The 18940-nt window shown below is 59.0% G+C and carries 16 protein-coding genes, 1 tRNA gene and 1 pseudogene; 8 read left to right on the top strand and 10 right to left on the bottom strand.

Annotated features, from left to right (window positions below):
• The first annotated feature begins 51 nt into the window (after window positions 1-51).
• The 3 genes from ffh to ERD78_RS02845 all read left to right on the top strand — a co-directional run bounded on the left by ffh (window position 52) and on the right by ERD78_RS02845 (window position 3685).
• A complete protein-coding gene (gene ffh, locus ERD78_RS02855; RefSeq protein WP_129967748.1) occupies window positions 52-1479 on the top strand; it encodes a signal recognition particle protein in 1428 nt (475 codons plus the stop codon).
• Between the two features lie 300 nt (window positions 1480-1779).
• Entirely contained in the window at window positions 1780-2661 is an 882-nt protein-coding gene (locus tag ERD78_RS02850) for an isocitrate lyase/PEP mutase family protein (RefSeq protein WP_129967747.1), read from the top strand.
• Between the two features lie 52 nt (window positions 2662-2713).
• Window positions 2714-3685 carry a Bug family tripartite tricarboxylate transporter substrate binding protein gene (locus tag ERD78_RS02845; RefSeq protein ID WP_167668820.1) on the top strand — a complete coding sequence of 324 codons (972 nt, stop codon included), beginning with the start codon at window positions 2714-2716 and terminating at the stop codon, window positions 3683-3685.
• Window positions 3686-3724: 39 nt separating this feature from the next.
• On the opposite strand, the gene ERD78_RS02840 is transcribed toward ERD78_RS02845, so the two are convergent.
• The 6 genes from ERD78_RS02840 to ERD78_RS02815 form a co-directional block, all read right to left on the bottom strand.
• Window positions 3725-4516 (bottom strand): SDR family NAD(P)-dependent oxidoreductase, encoded by a 792-nt coding sequence (locus ERD78_RS02840; RefSeq protein ID WP_129967745.1) that lies wholly within the window; start codon window positions 4514-4516, stop codon window positions 3725-3727.
• On the bottom strand, window positions 4513-5439 hold the full coding sequence (locus ERD78_RS02835; protein WP_129967744.1) for an NAD(P)-dependent oxidoreductase: 927 nt from the start codon (window positions 5437-5439) through the stop codon (window positions 4513-4515). Before ERD78_RS02835 ends, ERD78_RS02840 begins: the two co-directional genes overlap by 4 nt.
• Window positions 5440-5486: 47 nt before the next feature.
• Window positions 5487-6269, bottom strand: coding sequence for a 3-hydroxybutyrate dehydrogenase (locus ERD78_RS02830; RefSeq protein WP_129967743.1), 783 nt, complete (start codon window positions 6267-6269; stop codon window positions 5487-5489).
• A gap of 30 nt (window positions 6270-6299) precedes the next feature.
• Entirely contained in the window at window positions 6300-7121 is an 822-nt protein-coding gene (locus tag ERD78_RS02825) for an N-acyl homoserine lactonase family protein (protein ID WP_129967742.1), read from the bottom strand.
• 268 nt (window positions 7122-7389) lie between these two features.
• Entirely contained in the window at window positions 7390-8100 is a 711-nt protein-coding gene (locus ERD78_RS02820; RefSeq protein WP_129967741.1) for a GntR family transcriptional regulator, read from the bottom strand.
• A gap of 113 nt (window positions 8101-8213) precedes the next feature.
• The gene (locus ERD78_RS02815) at window positions 8214-9209 is read right to left on the bottom strand and encodes a TRAP transporter substrate-binding protein (RefSeq protein WP_306669768.1); all 996 of its coding nucleotides are present in this window, start codon (window positions 9207-9209) and stop codon (window positions 8214-8216) included.
• A 377-nt stretch (window positions 9210-9586) separates the two neighbouring features.
• Between ERD78_RS02815 and ERD78_RS02810 the strand changes: the two genes are divergently transcribed.
• Both ERD78_RS02810 and ERD78_RS02805 read left to right on the top strand, forming a co-directional pair.
• Complete coding sequence (locus tag ERD78_RS02810) at window positions 9587-11686, top strand: TRAP transporter large permease (RefSeq protein WP_129967739.1); 2100 nt, start codon at window positions 9587-9589, stop codon at window positions 11684-11686.
• A gap of 23 nt (window positions 11687-11709) precedes the next feature.
• A complete protein-coding gene (locus ERD78_RS02805) occupies window positions 11710-12684 on the top strand; it encodes a Bug family tripartite tricarboxylate transporter substrate binding protein (protein WP_129967738.1) in 975 nt (324 codons plus the stop codon).
• A 14-nt stretch (window positions 12685-12698) separates the two neighbouring features.
• On the opposite strand, the gene ERD78_RS02800 is transcribed toward ERD78_RS02805, so the two are convergent.
• From ERD78_RS02800 to trmB, 3 genes are all read right to left on the bottom strand, one after another.
• A complete protein-coding gene (locus tag ERD78_RS02800) occupies window positions 12699-14090 on the bottom strand; it encodes an MmgE/PrpD family protein (protein WP_129967737.1) in 1392 nt (463 codons plus the stop codon).
• Between the two features lie 115 nt (window positions 14091-14205).
• On the bottom strand, window positions 14206-15141 hold the full coding sequence (gene pip, locus ERD78_RS02795; RefSeq protein ID WP_129967736.1) for a prolyl aminopeptidase: 936 nt from the start codon (window positions 15139-15141) through the stop codon (window positions 14206-14208).
• 89 nt (window positions 15142-15230) lie between these two features.
• Window positions 15231-16040, bottom strand: coding sequence for a tRNA (guanosine(46)-N7)-methyltransferase TrmB (trmB, locus tag ERD78_RS02790; RefSeq protein WP_129967735.1), 810 nt, complete (start codon window positions 16038-16040; stop codon window positions 15231-15233).
• A gap of 94 nt (window positions 16041-16134) precedes the next feature.
• Here trmB and ERD78_RS02785 point away from each other — a divergent pair.
• The 3 genes and pseudogenes from ERD78_RS02785 to ERD78_RS02775 all read left to right on the top strand — a co-directional run bounded on the left by ERD78_RS02785 (window position 16135) and on the right by ERD78_RS02775 (window position 18142).
• Window positions 16135-16208, top strand: a tRNA-Gly gene (locus ERD78_RS02785).
• A gap of 152 nt (window positions 16209-16360) precedes the next feature.
• Window positions 16361-16783: pseudogene (locus ERD78_RS19975) on the top strand (tyrosine-type recombinase/integrase); the annotation flags it as partial.
• 432 nt (window positions 16784-17215) lie between these two features.
• A complete protein-coding gene (locus tag ERD78_RS02775) occupies window positions 17216-18142 on the top strand; it encodes a Shedu immune nuclease family protein (protein ID WP_129967734.1) in 927 nt (308 codons plus the stop codon).
• A gap of 156 nt (window positions 18143-18298) precedes the next feature.
• Here ERD78_RS02775 and ERD78_RS02770 read toward each other — a convergent pair whose 3' ends face one another.
• Entirely contained in the window at window positions 18299-18823 is a 525-nt protein-coding gene (locus tag ERD78_RS02770) for an AbiU2 domain-containing protein (protein ID WP_129967733.1), read from the bottom strand.
• Between the last annotated feature and the right edge of the window lie 117 nt (window positions 18824-18940).

The raw sequence follows: 18940 nt of genomic DNA, 5'->3' as shown, positions 1-18940 counted from the left end.
ATTTTAGTCCGGATTACGGACGAATCTGATTAGTTTAAGCGATACATCCCTATGCTCGACAATCTCACTCAACGCCTGTCGCGCGTGGTCAAGACCATGCGCGGCGAGGCGCGCTTGACCGAAACCAACACGCAGGACATGTTGCGCGAAGTGCGCATGGCCCTGCTGGAGGCGGATGTCTCACTGCCCGTGGTGCGCGATTTCGTTGCCCGTGTGAAAGAAAAAGCGCTAGGCCAGGACGTCGTCGGCAGTCTGAATCCCGGCCAGGCGCTGGTAGGGGTCGTGCACAAGGAGCTGACATCCCTCATGGGCGGCGATCTGGGCCCTGAGGCTAGCGAACTGTCGCTGGCCTCCCAGCCGCCGGCCGTTATCCTGATGGCGGGCTTGCAGGGGGCGGGGAAAACCACCACCACCGGCAAGCTGGCCAAGTGGCTGCTCGACGGTCAACATGTGCACAATGGCCGCAAGACGGGCAAAAAGAAAGTGCTGGTCGTCAGCGCCGACGTTTATCGCCCCGCGGCCATCGAGCAACTCAAGACCGTTGCAACACAGGTACAGGCCGACTTCCTGCCCAGCGATACCAGCAGCAAGCCCGAAGACATCGCGCGCGGCGCGCTCGATCATGCGCGGCGCCATCACTACGATGTGCTGATTGTCGATACGGCGGGCCGTCTAGGCGTGGACGAGGCCATGATGCGCGAAATCCGCGCCTTGTACGATCTGCTTCATCCCGTCGAAACGCTATTCGTGGTGGATGCCATGCAGGGCCAAGATGCGGTGAATGTGGCCAAGGCCTTCGCCGATGCCTTGCCGCTCACAGGCGTGGTGCTCACTAAACTCGACGGCGATGCGCGGGGCGGCGCGGCGCTGTCGGTACGGCATGTGACCGGCAAGCCGCTGAAATTCGTGGGGGTGTCGGAAAAGCTGGACGGCCTCGAGCCTTTTCATCCCGAGCGCATGGCGCAGCGCGTGCTGGGCATGGGCGATATTGTTTCGCTGGTGGAGCAGGCGCAAAAGAATATCGATGTCGCCGAGGCGCAGAAGCTGGCGGCCAAGCTCAAGTCGGGCAATCGCTTCGATTTGAACGACTTCCGCGAGCAGCTCCAACAGGTAAAGAAAATGGGCGACATGGGCTCGCTGCTGGAAAAGCTGCCGGCGCAGTTTGCCCAGGCGGCGGGCCAGTTGCAGACGGATCAGGCCACCAAGCAACTGCGACGCCAGGAAGGCATTCTCAATGCCATGACGCCCGCCGAGCGCGCCAAGCCCGAGCTGCTCAAGGCCTCACGCAAGCGCCGCATTGCGGCTGGCGCCGGCGTGCCGGTCCAGGATGTGAACCGCCTGCTGACGCAGTTCGACCAGATGCAAGGCATGATGAAGCAGATGAAGAAGGGCGGCATGTCCAAGATGATGCGCGCCATGGGCGGCATGAAAGGCCTGGGAGGCATGGGCAAGGGTGGTTTTGGAGGGTTCAAGCGCTAGCTGGCGCGGAACAGTCATGCTGATGAAAGGCATTTGAAGGGTTTTTCAGAAGCTTGATGACGCGCTTTTCCTGATTCCGCGGCGACGACAAAAGCCCGGCCGGATGTTGATCATTCGGCCGGGCTTTTTCTTTGTCGCTGGCCTGGCCGCGTGCCGTCCAATTCTCGGTCGCGATGCTGCCTGGCCATCCTGTTTTCTTTCATGACTATTGCAGCTTAATTTAGAATACTATAGGATTGTATTATTGAATGCTAAATAAGCAGGCGTGAGCCAGTTTTATTGATTAAGGAAGAAAGGTATATGAATCCTCGTTCCGCCCAGTTTCGGCAGTTGTTCAAGCAGGGGCCGTTCGTCTGCATGGGGGCGCATGATGCGGTGACAGCCAAGCTGGCGGAGCAGGCCGGAGCGCCCGCCATTTTCGTCAGCGGCTTTGCAGCCTCCGCCATTATTGCCGGCAAGGCCGATATCGGCGTGCTTACTCAGACGGAAATGTTCGAGCATATTCGCCGCATATGCCGCGCCTCGACTGTGCCGGTCTTTGCCGATGCGGATACCGGCTATGGCGGCATTCTTGATGTACAGCGAACCATGGCGCTCTGGGAAGAGGCGGGAGCGTCCTGCCTGCACCTGGAGGATCAGGCGTTGCCGAAGAAGTGTGGTCATTTTTCGGGCAAGCAACTCATATCCAAGCAGGAAATGCGACTCAAACTGCGCGCGATGCTGGATGCGCGGCGCGATCCCGATTTCTTCATCGTGGCACGCACGGATGCGATTGCTGTGAACGGCCTGGAGGATGCGCTGGACCGCCTTGCCGCCTACTCGGAGGAGGGGGCGGACGGTCTCTATGCCGACGCCCCCGAAAGCATGGAACAGCTGGAGGAAATCGGCAGGAGGCTCAAGCCTTTGGGCAAGCCGATTCTTTTCAATATGGCGCGCTCCGGCAAAACGCCGTTTCTATCCTTGAAGGAAGTGGGAGAACTGGGCTTTGGGTTTGCCATTTGTCCTATCGAGCCCATGTTCGCCATGCACAAGGCGGTCAAGGAAATGATGGAGACCTTCATGCGCGAAGGGTGTTCCACCAACGCCATCGCGGACCAGATCACGTCCTTCCAGGACTTCAACCGATTCGTGGGCCTGGACGAGTCCGTGGCCGTGGAAAGGAAATACGCGGATGCGGGCTAGACCGGCACCGCATTCAATCAGACCTGCGCATGCAGGCATCAGGAGAGAGAAAATGAGGATAAAGACGTTGGCGATGGGGCTTTGCCTCTCGCTCATGACCGCCGCGGCCGCGCAGGCCGACACCGTGAAGTATCCGGAGAAGCCGGTGGTTATCATCGTGCCATATTCGCCGGGCGGCGGCAGTGACAATGTGTCGCGTGCCATGGCGCGGCATCTGTCCAAGCTATGGGGCCAGTCGGTCGTGGTGGAGAACAAGCCGGGCGCCGATGGCTTGATCGCCACCAACGACACCATTCGCGCCAAGGCGGACGGCTACACCCTGCTGGTGTCGATTCCCGCGATCGCCATGCTCAAGTACACCAACAAATCCCTGAAAACCGACCCGCTGACGCAGCTTACGCCGGTCACCATGATGGCAACAGGGCCAACGGCGCTCGTTGTGAAGGGCGGCTCTGATATCAAGACCGTGGAAGATTACAAGCGGTTCTGCACAGATGAAAAGAACAACTGCAGTTGGGCGAGCGGGGAACCCTTCACGCTGATGGTGGGCTCGGGCATGATGGCTTCCCTGGGTTTGAGCGGCAAAGTCACGAATGTGCGGTATGCAGGCACATCCGCGGCGGTGAATGATGTGATTGGCGGCCATGTGACCTCCCTGGTCACGGGGACATCGTCGGTGCTCTCTCATCATAAGTCCGGAGACTTGCGCATATTGGCCGTCAGCGGCGACAAGCGCCTGGCTGAGCTTCCGGATGTGCCGACCTATGCCGAAGCCGGTCTGGGTGATGTGGCGTTCAGCAACAATTGGTACGGGCTCTTCGCGCCCGCCGGCACGCCAGAGGATGTGAAGACCAAGATCGCCGCAGGCTTCCACGAGGCGGCGAATGCGCCTGAGGTACTGAAGGTGCTCAAGCCCTTGCTCCTGACGCCGGTGGGCAGTTCGCCGCAGGAGTTTGCGCAGCGCCTGGCACAGGACCAGAAGGTGATAGACGCCGCGGCTGGCGAGGTTTTCAAGGAAGAGTAGTCTGTGGGATGGGTCGGCAGTCTGATGCGAATGCTGGCACTATGAGGGCGGATCCCATGGAACGCCCCCTGCATAGCTCTTGTAGCTGACGCCCGCCGCCCAACCGGCATCGACAGGCAGCAGTACGCCTGTGATGCAGGCGGCTTGGTCCGAGCACAGGAAGGCGACGGCATCGGCTATGTCGACGGCGTTGGGCAATGTGGCCAGCGCGTGTGGCGCCATGATTTTCCCCGCATCGCGTAACCCGGAGGCTATCTTGTCCTGCAAGCCTTCGGTCATGACATAGGTGGGCGCGACGCTGTTGACTCTCACGCCATGTTGCCCCAGTTCCACCGCCAGCAGTTGGGTCAGTCTTGCAATGGCGACCTTGCCAGGATTGTAGGCCGGCAGCGGCAGGGGCATCATGCTATTGATGGAGCCCAGCGTGACGATGGCGCCGCGCTGCATCTCCCGCATCTGGCGGCCGAACGCAATGCAGGCATGCAGCGTTCCGTGGTAGTTCACTTGCCACATGCGCTCGTGCCGTGCCATGTCCATATCGAGTATGGCTTCGGTGTCGGGTATCAATGCCGCGGATGTCACAAGAACGGCTGCCGGGCCCATGTCCTGCGCGATGCGCTCAGCAGCCTCGTTGACGGCGTCCGCATCGGCCACATCGCAGGAATAAAAGCGTGCGTGACCGCCCTCATCGTTGATCCGCGCCGCTGCCGCCGTGCCTTTGTCGTCTTCGACGTCCAGAATGGCAACGGCATGCCCCAGCGCCGCAAAGCGCTGTGCACATGCTTCCCCTATGCCGCTCGCCCCGCCCGTTACGACAGCCGCGTCTTTCACGAGGCGGCCTGTCCGGCGGCTTTGCCGCGCACTTCGACGCCGACCTCCTGTTCGATGACGCGTATCATTTCCGTCATATCTGCCTGGCTTCCGAGCCGCTCGGCGGCCGTATTCAGGAAGCTGCGCACCGATTGGCCGACAGCCATAGGCACGCCCAGCTGCTCGGCAGCCTCCATACATAGGCGTATGTCTTTTGCGGACAAGCCCAGGGCAAACCCAAAATTGAATTTGCGCGACAGCACGAAGTTGGGAATCTTGGTCTCTGAGGCATTGGATCGGCCGGACCCGGCGTTGATCACGTCCACCAGTATGTCCGGGTCAAGGCCTGCCTTGGCACCCATGACCAGCGCTTCGGACGTGACCATCAGGGCGGTAACCGAGAGCAGGTTGTTCAGCACCTTGGTGGTCTGCGCCATGCCTGGTTTGACACCCACATAGAACTGCTTGCCAAGCTGATCCAGCGCAGGGCGCACTTCCTCGTAGGCGGACTCGGCGCCCGCAACCATCAGGGCAAGCGTGCCTTTCGCCGCTCCCGCAACGCCGCCACTTACGGGGCAATCTATGGCTTCGATGGAGCGGGTGGCCAGGCCTTCGGCCAGCTTCCTGGCGCCTTCCGGTCCGGTCGTCGACAAGTCGACGACAATACGCACCGCGCTGCCTTCGATCAGGCCCTGCTTGCCCAAACCCACTTCGGTGACGATGTCCGGCATGGGCAGGGACATCAGGACAATGGGTGCTGCATCCGCCACGGCCTTGGGCGAGTCAGCGCGTACGGCGCCTTTTTCAAGCAGCGGCGCAAGCGCCGTCTGGTTGGTGTCGAATACTGTCAGCGCATAGCCTGCCGCCAGCAGCCGCTCGGCCATGGGGGCGCCCATGCGCCCCAGGCCCACGAAGCCTAGCGCAGTTTCCTTGTTTGCATTCATGCCTGCTCCTGGTTGATTTTTCCTTGTTGTGGATTTCGAAGGCGGCGCTAGGCCGCCGTCCATCCGCCGTCTATGGGTAAAACAGAACCTGTCACATCGTTTCCCGCATCGCTGCACAGAAAGCCCACCATGGCTGCGACGCTTTCGATCGCAACAAACCTGCCCGTGGGCTGGCGCTGTGCCAGATAGTCGCGCGTGGCTTCTTCTTCCGGGATGCCCTTGTTTCGGGCGATGTCCGCAATGCGATCGACGATGGCGGGCGTTGGTACCGTGCCTGGGCAGACCGCATTGCAGGTGATGCCGCTGGTTGCGGTTTCGAGGGCGATAGCGCGGGTCATGCCCACGAGCGCGGTCTTGGTCGTGACGTAGCCTATCCGGTTGACCGTCGCCGATGCGCTGTAGACCGACGCCATATTGATGATGCGGCCCCAGCCGCGTTGCCGCATGCCGGGTATCGTGAGCCTCGCGGTGTGGAAGGCGGCGGACAGATTGACAGCCATGGATTCGTCCCATTGCGAGGCTGACAGCGCTTCGGTGGGCAGGAAATGCCGGACGACGGCATTGTTGATGACGATGTCGATGTTGCCGAATTCCTGGCTGGCCGCCCGCACCATGTCTTCGATCTGATCCACCTGCCGCAGGTCGGCACAATGAACCAGCACGCCACGCGCATGTGCCTGCCGCAGGCGGGCAGCGGCCTCTTGGGCCGCGTCTTCCTCAAGCCCATGGATGACAAGGTTTGCGCCTTCGCTGGCCAATTTGTCAGCAATGCCGTAGCCCAGCCCGGCCACGGAGCCGGTAACCAGTGCGCACTTGTTCTCCAATAACATGGTTTCTCTCGGTGTGTGTCGGAAGGGGATTCAGTCTTCGGCGCTGGTTGGGGCCACATCCAGTTTGACAACCTTGCCCTGCAGGGCTGGCGATGGAGCGGGATAGCGAAGCATGACGAGCGGATCATGACCCGGGATGATGTGATCTTCGGAATCGGCCAGTTCGCGCACCAGGCGGTGCCCTTCAAGCATGTCGCCCACGTTGTATACGGCGGGAAAGGGAATGCGGCGATTGATATTGCCGTATAGATGGGTGGCGTCCGATGCAACGACCACCCAGCCGCGCCGGGTCCACACGCGCACGATCTGCAGCCCGGCGGTGTGGCCGCCGACCAGGTGCACCGTCAAGCCGGGCGCAAGTTCCGCGGTGCCGCGATGAAAGGTGACGCGTCCGCTGTACAGTTTTCGCACGAAGCTGACAATATCGTCGACATTGAACGGGTGGCGCAACACCGGGTGGCACATGCAGCGGCCGGTGGCATACGCGGGCTCGGCGTCCTGGATATGAAACTGTGCAGCCGGAAACCGCTCAAGGGTGCCTGCGTGGTCGTAGTGCAGGTGCGTGATGACGACATTCTCCACAGTCTGGCTGTCCACGCCGACCAGAGAAAGCGCTTCCTGCACCGGTATCAGCAGCGTCCGCCCGCGCTCGATGGCCGCCTGCTCCTCGAAGCCGGTGTCGATGACATAGGTTTCGCGGCCACGGCGCGCCACCCATACAAAATACTCGAGGTCCGATTCAGCATCGTGGAAGTCGCCGCCGCCTATGTAATTGTCCTGGGCCTTGCGGCCGCTGTGACGCGCATACCGGACGGCATAGAGTTCAAACGGAGCGGGTTCTTGCGCGTTCATGGTGTCTCCCTTCTTTAATTATTGCCGCAGGTGACTGCCGCGCCGCGGCGGTTCTTCCGCTATTCTATGGCTCTACGGGCAATAGTAAATACAATATAATTGTATTATAGTATTAACGATTGTTGAGCGCCTATTTGGCACAGAATAGGGCGTTCTTTTTGCAGAAGAATGACGCAGTGTATTGTCGATATGAAGGGTGGCAGAAGCCACGTATCCACAGTCAGGCGGCATATCGAGTACGCCCGGCCTATGCATGTGTCAGGCCGCGTCAGGCCTGCTTGCGGTCTTCCTCTTCCTGACTCTGGCGCAGCAGCTTGATGGCCACCAGAGAAGCGTTGCGCACATGCTTGATCCCGGCCTTGCGCGCTGCCTTGGCGTCCTTGGCTTCCAATGCCTTGAGCAGATCGCCCAGCTCGGCCAGGCTTTTGTTCGCGCGCCCCGGCGCGCCCATCGACATTGAACGCAACAGCATGATCTGCGAATTGAGCAGTCTCAGGCTGTTGGTGAGCGCCTCGTTTCCGGCGCCGTCGAGCAGACATTGGTAAAAGTGGTTTTTCGCCTTCAACTGCAGCAGGGCGTCTTTCTGGGTGTGGGATTCCTTCAGTGCCTGATACGACTTTCTGAGCGCGACAAGATGCTTTTCATTGGCGCGTTCGGCAAAGAGCTGGCTGGCCAGGCCTTCCAGCTCCTCTCGCACCCGATAAATGCCGTCGGCCTGTTCGGGTGTCACCGTTTCCACAATCGGTCCGCGATGCGGAATGACCTTGATCAGCCGTTCTGTTTCAAGTTGACGCAGCGCTTCACGCACCAGCGTGCGGCTGACCCCGGTCATTTCGCATAATTCCCGCTCGGGCAGGCGTTCGCCAGGCTGGAAACGGCCCACGAGAATTGCGTTGCGTATGCTGTCCGTGACGCTATGCCGCAGTACCGCGGCAGCGCGGGGAACCTTGAAATCAACATCTGCGTCGTCGGCATTCATGCGGTTTTCTCTACTTATGGGTAAGGTCTGTAAGGCATGTTCCGCCAGCGTGCTGGCCTAGCCGGTGGAACATGCGGGCGCCATTAGTTTAGCGCGTAGCGGCGAAACAAATATCAGCCGCCCGAAGACTTCCCGAGAACCTGGCGGACATGCTCGATATAGGCCTTACCGTCAAACCCGACTTCCTCTGCGCGCTTGTACCAGGCATCGTATGAAGGGCCGATGTATTTTTCCTGCATCAGACGATTGCGCTCATCCTCGGGCGCAACCCAGAACGTAACCCCGTGCGACTCCATATCCTTCATGGCATTGCCTACGAATTCATCGTAGCGGGAGAACGCTTCATGCTGAATTTCGTCCATGACGCCAGAGATGGCTTTCTGGATATCGGGCGGCAGCTTGTTCCAGCTGTCCGGATTGGCCAGTATCGCCCAGCCGTTCAGGGGGCCCAGGCTCCAGTTCTGCACATTCTTGGCCAGGCGCCAGTACTCCAGTGCATTGCCGACGCAAGTGGATGTGAATAGCCCGTCGATGACGCCGCGCTCGAGCGCCGGATAGATCTCGGGCACGGGCAGGGGCACGGGCTTTCCGCCCAGGGCATTGACCACTTCGGCGGTTTGCGGATTATGAACACGCAGTCGTTTGCCTTTGAAATCCTCTATTTTCTTGATTGGCTCTTTCGAGAAGAGCTGCTGGGTGCACCAGACGCCATTGGCCAGGAGGATGGCGTCCCATTTTTCCTTCCATATTTTCCGGGTGTCTTCGAACCAGAAAGCATCGCCTACTTTCTTGTATTCCTTCACATCGTTGATCAGGCCCGGGAGATTGAATATGCCCATGCGGGGCTCGTCTGCGGCGAGATAGGTGTGCAGCGCCGCGCTCATGTCGACCCGGCCCTCGCGGATGGCCGTGGCGATCTGGGCTGGTGGCACAAGGGAATCGCTGACGGTGACTCTGACGCGCCCGTTGGTGGCTTTTTTCACCCGGTCGGGCACCGACTGCGTCAGGATCGAATAGCCGTCTCCAGGCGAAGTGATCACCGACATGGTCAGATCGAATTCCTGCGCCCAGGCAGCGGGTGTCATGGCCAATCCGGCCAGGCAAAGCATAGCCCCAGCCAGCTTTGTGGCCAGGCGAGCCTGGCCGACTGCGGCACCGTGGGCAGGCGTGCCGTTTCTTTGTAGGGAGCCTCTCATTGTCTTCTCCAGTTCTCGTATGTTTTAAAAATGGGGGAGGTTGTGGCGTTGCAGCATCGAACAACGTCGGATGACTCAGTGTTGTGCAAGGCCAGCAAAAAATTTCTGGTCATTGCATAATTCGATAATACAATATGCATAGATACACTGCAATGATTTAAGAAACATTGCCTCTTAATCTGGCCATCCATGCAGCATGTACGGTTGCGGTGAGCGACACGAAAACGAAGCTGCGACATAAGCGGCACGGGCGGAACCGGACAATCGGCTGCTCGCTATCAGGAGACAATATGGTTGAGAAAGAAGTCCTCGAGGATGCACCAGCTTATGGCGCGCCAGCGGCATCGGGCGCCACCCTGTACCCGCTATCGGATGCCAATGACTTTGTCGCGATACGCGTTATGGCACGGCTTGTTCGCGCGGGCGGGACGCTGGCCGGGCTGGCTTTGGTCGCGATGTCATTGATCATGTGCTACGAGATTGGTTCGCGCTCGCTCTTCAACGAGCCAACCTCCTGGGCCACTGAAATTTCCACCTATCTGCTGGTGGCTGTCGTGTTTCTGGGACTGGGTGCGGCGCAGGCCAGCAACAGCCACGTGCAGGTGGAACTGTGGGTTGATCGCCTGGCAGAACGGCAGCGGCGCAATGTCGAGTTGGTCAGCCAGTGGTGCGGGCTTCTCTTTGTCACGATTTGTGCGTGGCAGATGGTGTCCTTCAACGTCCGCGAATATGTGAACGACACGCGCGACTGGGGCTTGCTGTCCACACCGCAGTGGATTCCCGAACTGTCGGTGTCGATCGGCCTGTGCATATATGCCTTGTCGCTGTTGCTGGACATATACCGTTTGAAGCCTCCAGCGAATAACGGTCGCCGCTGGGCGGTGCCTGTTTTCGTCCTTGCGATGGCTGCAACGCTTTGCCTGCTCGGGCGCCTGCCGATGTCCATTGCCGGCGGGCGCATGGACTGGGGGTCGGTGGTCATCGTTGTTTTCTTGCTGGCATCCATGCTCGCATGGAGTGGCCTGAAAGCCACACTCCAGGTCAGTGCGATCATGGGCGTCATGGCGTTGTTGTTCTGGCTGGCGCGTGGGCAGTCGCTGGTGCTGGTTGGCGCCTTGCTGGTGGCTGCCATGATGTTCATGTTGCTGTTTGGTATTCGCATCGCAGTGGCGCTGGGCCTGGCAGGCATGTTTGGCGTTTATTTCCTGCTGTCGCGGCCTCAGCTGTCGGTGTTGGCCGAGCGTGCCTGGAGCAGCACAAACACATTTACGCTTTCAGCCGTGCCCATGTTCATCTTCATGGGCGGCTTGCTGCTTCGCAGCGGCATCGTGTCGGGCATGTTCGACTCATTGATTCGATGGTTCGGGCGCACCCCCGGCGGCCTGGCCCATGCCAGCGCGGGCGCGTCGGCCATATTTGCCGCTGTTTCGGGATCCAGCCTGGCAACGGCTGCGACCTTGGGCAAGGTCTCTTGCCCCGAGATGATCGAGCGTGGCTACAGCCCGCGGCTGACATACGGCATAACCGGTGCGGGCGCAACGCTGGGGATCTTGATTCCGCCCAGCATACCGATGATTATTTACGGAACCACGGTGGGTGCCTCCGTCACGCATCTGTTCATGGGCGGGATGCTGCCGGGTCTGCTGTTGATGGGCATGTTCATGCTGACGGCCCTTGTGTGGGCCGTGGTGTGGCGGGGATCGGCCCCGGCCGGCCGAGCCTACACCATGCGCGAGAAGCTGGCTGGTTCCAGCGGCATGGTGCCGTTCACCTTCATTATTGTGGTTGTGCTGGGATCGATGTATGCGGGCATAGCAACGCCCACCGAAGCCGCCGCCTTGGGTGCGCTCTGCGCCTTCGTGCTTTGCCTGGTTAAGGGAAGAATAAGCCTGCGCAGCCTTTTTGATATCGCCCTGGACACAGCAACAGTGACGGCAATGCTGCTGCTGATAGTCGTTGGCGCGTCGATTTTCAGTTGGGTATTCGACTATATCCGGCTGCCCCGGGAAATTGTGGGCCTGATCACCGATGCGCAGCTGCCCGCCTCACTGGTCATGGCCTGCATGACGCTGGCGTACTTGGTGCTGGGCATGTTTATCGAATCCATTGCGATGATGCTGATGACCTTGCCGGTAACCTACCCCATTGCGGTGGCCCTGGGCATGGACCCGATCTGGTTCGGCATTTTCCTGGTGCTGATGATAGAAATCGGCTTGATTACGCCGCCGTTGGGCATGGTGTTGTTCGTGCTGCATGGCATGAATGAAAAAATCCGCTTTACGCAGATCATTTATGGCGTGCTGCCGTTTGTGGTTGTGATGCTGTTGTTCCTGGTCATTATCTATACCTTTCCGGCGATTGTTACATGGTTGCCCGGGCAGGCGGGTTGATGTGCTTTTGAAAGGATACTGTCATGAGATTATTCATTGGTATTTTGGGCCTTCTTCTATGCTGCGGCACGCCCGCGGCAGGAGCGGCCCCTGCGTTCCATCCCGACAAACCGGTGAGGCTGGTGGTGCCGTTTCCGCCGGGTGGTGGTACGGACAGCTTTGCGCGCATATTGGGCGATAAATTATCCCGCATGTGGGGACAGCAGATCGTGGTTGAGAACCGAAGCGGCGCACAGGGCAGTATAGGCACGGCGCATGCCGCCAAAATGTCCGCGGATGGCTACAGTCTGTTGTTGGCGCACCAGGGCGTGTTCACCGTCAACCCTCATATTTACAAGGATACGGGCTTCGATTCATTCAAGGACTTCGAGCCGGTCAGCAGAGCCACGCAACAGCCTTTTGCCTTGGTGGCCCGGCCGGATGTGCCGGTGCAGACATTGGCCGGGCTGGTCGACCTGGCAAAGAAGAAGCCGGGCAAACTGACTTACGGAACCAGCTCGTCCGCGCCTCAATTGACTATCGAACTGCTCAAGAACGCGACGGATATAAAAATGCTGCATGTCGGCTACAAGGGGGCTTCGCCCGCGCTGTTGGATATTCTGGCGGGCAATATCGACCTGCTGGTGGCGAACCCGGCCTCCATTTCCCAATACGTCAAGAGCGGCAAACTCAAAGCGCTGGTGCTGTTTGGGCCGGATCGCCTTGACGAAGTTTTGCCAGGCGCGCCAACCGCCGCGGAAGCAGGCTTCCCGGATCTTGGCAAGATGCCCGAGTGGTACGGCGTTGTTGTGCCTGCGGGCACGCCGTCGGATGTGGTGTCGGCGCTGAACGCGGACATTCACGAGGCATTGGCTGATGCGGATGTTCAGAAACGTGTCCGGGCGTTGGGGTTTGTACCGTCTCCGAGCTCACCGCAGGCGTTTGGGCAGCAAATTCGCCGCGACTACGATAGCTGGGGAGAGGTCGCCAAGCGTGCAGGACTGTCTGTCGAGCAATAGCGCAGTTTTGGCCCTCAGCGCCGCGCAGCCTGCGGCGCGGCGGCCAGGCGAATCACGCTGCCCGCGTCTTCGGTGCTGTCGATATGCCAGACGGCATCGATGATGCGGTCCGCATCGCATCCCGATCTCCCGTACCGGCAGAGATCGCGCAATTTAGCTTCAAGCGCTACATCCGTCAGAGGATTCTCCAGGGCACCACGCGCGACATCCACACGCTGCTCAATGGGCGCCATGCCGCGCAGGCGCAGCGTCACGACCGCCGCGTCGATGGACATGTATTCGTCGTCCTGAAACCGGATGCGCCGGCCCAGCGCTCTCACATCGGCGTCGCTGACGGCCTGATCTGAAAATTCCTCAAGGCCCGCCCGCCTGCGCAGCAACGCAATGGGGACGGCATGCTGGGCGCTGACCTGGGATTCACGGCCGTTGCGGGCGCCAGGCCGGTCGGTGCGCTGTCGCAGCAAGGGGTGGCCGGTCAGTTCGATGGATTCAATGTCCGACATATCGATATGCTGCATTTCCGGCCTCTCCGCCAGCGCCAGGCAGGCATCCAGCACCGGATTCAGCACGACGCCGCAAGGGTAGGGCTTATAGGCGGTTTTCTCGATTTCCCATGCCTGGCCAAGCCTTGCTGTGATCATGCCGAGGTCGGGCTCGTTTCCGAAAACGCGCAGGAATCCGTATTTGCCTTCCAGCGGGGCGATTGGACCATCGAAATTCTCTTGCGCCAGCAAGGCGGCGAGCAGGCCGTTGCGGGCCGCATTGCCCACGCTGACACTTTTCGCCATCGTACCCAGCGTTTCCACCATCCCGCCAGCCTGGCCGCTTGCGGTGCCCAGTGCCCAGCAAAGCTGCGTATCGGTCAATCCCAGGATTTTGCCGGTAGCCATGGCCGAACCGAAGACACCGCAGGTGGAGGTGATGTGCCATCCCTTCCCATAGTGAAAGGGAGAGATGGCCATCCCGATCCGGCACTCGGCCTCGATGCCCAGAAGCAGGGCAAGCATGAAGGCTGGACCGGATATCCGGGTGGTTTCGCTCAAGGCAAACAGGACGGCCGCCACGGGCGCCGTGGGATGAATAATGGTGGGGATATGCGTGTCGTCGAAATCAAAGACGTTGGCGCTCATGGCATTGAGGGCTGATGCATTCAGAACATCCATCCGTTCGGCACGGCCTGCCAGTGTTGCATCATTTGCCGACGAAAACCGGCCGTAAGTGTGTACGGCTTTTTCGATTGTGGGGTCCGAACTGCCAGCCAGCGCCACCGCGAAATAGTTCATCAAGGCGCGCTTGATCTCATGACGGACGCCTTGGGGTACCGCGTCCCAGCGGGTCTCCTGGATGAAGCGTGCCAGCGCCAGGGATACGACCGTGTCCGGGGTGGAAGCTGTCAGCGGCGCCATGTACTGCTCCTTTTCATATGCTTCATATTAGTAATATTGTATGATTATACTATTCATGAGATATGAATGAACAACGCGGTCCAGCACCGCTCCGGCATGGCAGCGTCGGGCGTGATCAGGTCCTGAATTGGTCCGTCGCGGCAATCAGGCGCGCCAGGATGCCGGGCTCGTCGAACGCGTGGCCGGCATCCTGGATCAGCTGGAACTCCGCCTGCGGCCAGGCTTTGTGCAGATCCCATGCGGTACGTGCGGGTGTGCAGGCGTCGTAGCGGCCTTGCACGATGACGCCGGGTATGCCGGCAAGCTTGTGGGCATCGCGTATGAGCTGCCCTTCATCCATGAAGCCTTTATTGACGAAATAGTGGTTCTCGATGCGGGCAAAAGCCAGCGCCGTGTCATCGGCCGACAGCGCCTGTACATGGGAGGCGCTGGGCAGCAGCGTAATGGTGTGGCTCTCCCACCGTGTCCAAGCATGTGCGGCCTTGATCTGCTCCGCGCGGTCGGTGCCCGTCAGGCGGCGGTGGTATGCATTGATGAGATCGCCGCGCTCGGCGTCGGGGATGGGTGCAAGAAAACCCTCCCAGAGATCGGGAAACAACCAGGATGCGCCCTCCTGATAGAACCAATGGAGTTCCTCCTGGCGAAGGGTGAAAATCCCCCGCACAATGAGTTCGCTGACGCGTTCGGGATGTGTTTCGGCATAGGCCAGCGCCAGCGTTGAGCCCCACGATCCGCCGAATACCTGCAGCTTTTCCGTTTTCAGGACTTCCTTGCGCAGACGCTCGATATCGGCCACGAGATGCCAGGTCGTATTGTTTTCCAGGCTGGCATGCGGGGTAGACCTGCCGCAGCCGCGCTGATCAAACAGCAGGATGTTGTAGACGGCGGGATCGAAAAGACGCCGGTGTGTGGGCGAGCACCCGCCGCCTGGGCCGCCGTGCAGGAAGATTGTGGGCTTGCCTTGCGGGTTCCCGCTGAGTTCCCAATAAACCTTGTGGCCATCCCCGGTGTCCAGATAGCCATGTTTATAGGGTTGTATTTCAGGGTACATATTCGATCCTTGTACGAATGAATGGGCTGTTCTTGGGACGGGCAGGGGCTCACGCCTCCGGCAACTGTCATCGAAACGCAGGCGCCCACTCAAGCGGCCGGGGCTGCCTGACTTGTGCGCTGGAAAATAAGATCCCATACCCCGTGTCCCAGGCGCAGTCCACGCGTTTCGAACTTGGTCTGGGGGCGGAAATCCGGGCGCGGCGCATAGCCGTTCGCGGTATTGGCCAGCAGGGGCTCCGCACTCAATACGTCGAGCATTTGCTCGGCATAATTTTCCCAGTCGGTGGCGCAGTGAATATAACCGCCGGGCGCCAGCCGGCTGGCCAACAGGGCAATAAACGGCGGCTGCACAAGCCGGCGCTTGTGGTGGCGCTTTTTCGGCCACGGGTCAGGAAAGTAAATATGCACGCCAGCCAGGGTGCCGGGCGCGATCATGTCGCGCACGACCTCAACAGCATCGTGCTGAATAATGCGGATATTCCGCACATCCGAGCCGTCTATGCGCTTGAGCAGCGCACCCACACCGGCGTTGAACACTTCAACGCCCAGGAAGTTGTCCTCGGGACGCCGTGCGGCGATGGCATGAGTAGTTTCGCCCATGCCAAACCCGATCTCCAGCACAGTGGGGGCCTGGCGACCAAATGTCTGGGCCAGGTCCAGCACGCTGGTCTGGTAAGGAATGGACCATTGCGGCAGCAGACGGTCAAGCGCTTCCTTCTGCCCGGGCGTTATGTGCGCGCGTCGGTGAACGAAACTGCGGATATGGCTGGACCCGGATGGCGCCGAGGAGGTACGAATCTGCGTCGTGTCGTCATCGCCTGCTGCGCCGGTGGAGAGGGGCTGTTTTTCGTCCGGCGGCGGACTGTGCTCGTCGGTAGGATGTGTTTGATTGTTCATGGCCGGCATTTTAATGCGATGCGCCCGGGAAAGCCGTAAGGCGGACTGCTTCCCTGCAATGATCGTGCCAGGCGCTATAATGCCAATCCCCAGCGCGGGTGTAGTTCAATGGTAGAACGGCAGCTTCCCAAGCTGCATACGAGGGTTCGATTCCCTTCACCCGCTCCACACTGAAGGCCAAGGAAAGCCATGGCTGGCCACTGAGTGATCAAGTTTTTGATCCAAAAGGAAATTTCCTCCTTATGGGTGTCCACTGACATCCAGGGAAATCTACCTACAGCCACTCCAAACAAGTACATTTTTCAGTCCATTAATAGGGTGAACTGCCGGCATATATTGTGCCCTTATCGACTCAGGCACAGGCGATCGTTCGCCAGATGTTGAATGATTTCAAGCCTGCACAGAAGTACCTGTTCGCAGGCGCGGTGCGATTGACGGATCGTATGAGTGAAAACACCGTTAACTTTGCGTTGAAGCGCACGGGGTATGACGGGCGGCTCACCGGACATGGGTTGCGCGCGACGATGTCAACGGCGTTGAATGAGATTGGGTATCCGCGAGTATGGGTAGATGCGCAGTTGTCGCATGTGGATCCGAATCGGATCAGTGCGATCTACAGCTATGCGCAGTACGTGGAGCAGAGAAGGGTGATGATGCAGGACTGGGCGAATCGGCTGGATCTGCTCGAGCGGGGTGAGGTGGAGGCGGCGAGCCGGCATCTTATTGTGCATTTGCAAGGGGTGGCGGAGATGGTTTGGCGGGGTGATCGGACTTCACAGCGGTTGGGAGTTTATGCGTCATCTCCTATGGACGCTTGTTGGCAAAAAGCCATGCAGGATCCGACGGAGAACATGAATGCTGGAATTGCTACGCATATTGGGGGCCGATATAACTGTCAGTCTCTGACGCCTTTGTTTACTAGTTTGAGCTGTATGCTTTGTTCGTGAGCGGATCTAGGTTGAGGAAGAGGCGCTCAGTAATGAGCGTCTGCGAACGGCCATGAGCAGACGGCCACCAAGGACGGCTTTCGGGCAAGCTATCAAGCCGACAACGGTCGAAAGGTGTTCGCGCCAACTGCAGATTGAACCGACCACTAAACTTCTGTCGACGGTAACAATTTGGGATCACATCCGGTGTTCCTCGCCGATACTCAATGACCAAGATAGGAGGAAGAAATGGGACGCATGAAAGAGCAATGGGCAGAGCAAAGACAATTCGAAGAGCGCGTTAGCTTCGAACGTGCGGAAGCAGCCTATTTGGCTTTGGAGGAGGTAGGGCTTACGGAAGTTGCTGAGCGGCTCCGCCAAGGTGGCAGCTTGGCGCAACTAGGTAAGGACGAACTACTTTTTGTTGTCGAACGTCTTGTCTCCGAACCCAAGCTCGGAGCAGCGCTACGGCTGATGGAAGTTCACGCCGAAGACATAAATGAGTTGAATAGACGCAAACTTGCGTTGATGGATTTCGAGAAGCTTCTCACCGACGATGTTTACTTTGAAAACTGCCAGAAGTATCTGAAGCCAAATGCTCGACCAGAAGATGTCTGGCAGGACTTCGTCGAGACCAACATATGGATTCTTGGATACGGCCTTAACTACGTGCTGAATGCTCCGCTCGAGGGGAAAAAGCTAGAACAAGTTGTTAAGGGATATGACGTTGCGAGCTCAGGCAAACGTGTTGACTCCTTGCTAAAGTCGCAGGGATTGGTAAATACGTTGTCGTTCGGTGAAATCAAGACACACAAAACGCCGTTACTAAAGAGGGTCGCCGACCCATATCGGTCGGAGGCCTGGCAGGTGTCAGATGAGGTAACGGGTGCTATTGCGCAGTTGCAGCGCGGCGTGCAAAAGGCGTTGTATTCGTTGAGCGAAAGATTGGAGCCCAAGGACGGCTCTGGAGAGCGAACGGGCGAGAAGCTGTACCTTTATCGACCACGTTCTTTCCTGCTGATCGGTTCGCTCTCCGAATTTCAAGGCAAGGTTGATATCAACGAGGACAAATTTTCCTCGTTCGAGCTCTTCAGGCGCAACCTGTCCTCGCCTGAAATATTGACCTTCGACGAGCTGTTTGAGCGCGCAAGACACATTGTTGCAGTCTCGAGTTAAGCCTTGCCTCGACCTTTCACGTCAGCTTGCGACCAGCCCAGCACAACAGCGCGTGAGGCAGCTCAGGGGCGATTACTGGCCGACGGGAACGACTGCTGACGGGGTGCTCAGCCTTGTCGCGCTGGAGACCCGAATCTGGCGTCAGGTAACGACCGGTTAGATATCCGACTTGTCGAGCGCTCGGATCATCTTTAACGTGACCTCAATGAGTCGTCTGTCTCGCGGAATGCCTAGACTTCCACTATCTGAGGATGCGAGTTTCGCAACGAACTGAACTGATTCGTAGATGATGTCTCGCACTTCGTTCCAGGTGATTTTTAGTGGGGCAAACACATCCTTCTCCGTAAGCCGCGCATCCACATGAGCGACGGTCTTGTGTCTCGCGATGACGAGTGGACGTGCTCGCACAAACAGATTTTCGAACTCCGCCTCGAGCGCTGCTAGCACCATTGGATCAGCCGTTGCGCGAATAGCCGAAAAGTATGTGGGGATCGATGACGAGTCTGGTCTCGGGTCAAAAAGGTGCGCAAAATGTACGAAGAAAGCCGTGTAGTGCGCGTTGTAAGAGGCTCGGAAGAAATCACTGTGGGCATTCATGACGCGCAACAGATGTGGCTTGGCTTCGCTTGCCTGCGCCCACCAGATTTCGTAATGTGCCTTTGCGCCGATGGCGGAGTCCACAAGATCACCTATGATTTTTGACGGTGTCATTAGAGTAATGTAGGCCTCTGGGTACCGCAGGCGCATATCTGCGTTTGCGGTCTAAATTAGACTGACCAAAGTATCGAGTACGACTTG

The sequence above is a fragment of the Allopusillimonas soli genome, from assembly GCF_004153445.1.
Lineage (GTDB): Bacteria > Pseudomonadota > Gammaproteobacteria > Burkholderiales > Burkholderiaceae_B > Allopusillimonas > Allopusillimonas soli.
Note: the sequence above shows the minus strand (reverse complement) of the source record. Positions and strands in the feature narration are given on the sequence as shown.

Excerpts from the sequence above, each read along its gene's own strand:
- ffh (WP_129967748.1), top strand. The coding sequence starts at position 52 with ATGCTCGACAATCTCACTCAACGCCTGTCGCGCGTGGTCAAGACCATG.
- ERD78_RS02850 (WP_129967747.1), top strand. The coding sequence starts at position 1,780 with ATGAATCCTCGTTCCGCCCAGTTTCGGCAGTTGTTCAAGCAGGGGCCG.
- ERD78_RS02845 (WP_167668820.1), top strand. The coding sequence starts at position 2,714 with ATGAGGATAAAGACGTTGGCGATGGGGCTTTGCCTCTCGCTCATGACC.
- ERD78_RS02835 (WP_129967744.1), bottom strand. The coding sequence starts at position 5,439 with ATGAATGCAAACAAGGAAACTGCGCTAGGCTTCGTGGGCCTGGGGCGC.
- ERD78_RS02830 (WP_129967743.1), bottom strand. The coding sequence starts at position 6,269 with ATGTTATTGGAGAACAAGTGCGCACTGGTTACCGGCTCCGTGGCCGGG.
- ERD78_RS02825 (WP_129967742.1), bottom strand. The coding sequence starts at position 7,121 with ATGAACGCGCAAGAACCCGCTCCGTTTGAACTCTATGCCGTCCGGTAT.
- ERD78_RS02820 (WP_129967741.1), bottom strand. The coding sequence starts at position 8,100 with ATGAATGCCGACGACGCAGATGTTGATTTCAAGGTTCCCCGCGCTGCC.
- ERD78_RS02815 (WP_306669768.1), bottom strand. The coding sequence starts at position 9,209 with ATGCTTTGCCTGGCCGGATTGGCCATGACACCCGCTGCCTGGGCGCAG.
- ERD78_RS02810 (WP_129967739.1), top strand. The coding sequence starts at position 9,587 with ATGGTTGAGAAAGAAGTCCTCGAGGATGCACCAGCTTATGGCGCGCCA.
- ERD78_RS02805 (WP_129967738.1), top strand. The coding sequence starts at position 11,710 with ATGAGATTATTCATTGGTATTTTGGGCCTTCTTCTATGCTGCGGCACG.
- ERD78_RS02800 (WP_129967737.1), bottom strand. The coding sequence starts at position 14,090 with ATGGCGCCGCTGACAGCTTCCACCCCGGACACGGTCGTATCCCTGGCG.
- pip (WP_129967736.1), bottom strand. The coding sequence starts at position 15,141 with ATGTACCCTGAAATACAACCCTATAAACATGGCTATCTGGACACCGGG.
- trmB (WP_129967735.1), bottom strand. The coding sequence starts at position 16,040 with ATGAACAATCAAACACATCCTACCGACGAGCACAGTCCGCCGCCGGAC.
- ERD78_RS02775 (WP_129967734.1), top strand. The coding sequence starts at position 17,216 with ATGGGACGCATGAAAGAGCAATGGGCAGAGCAAAGACAATTCGAAGAG.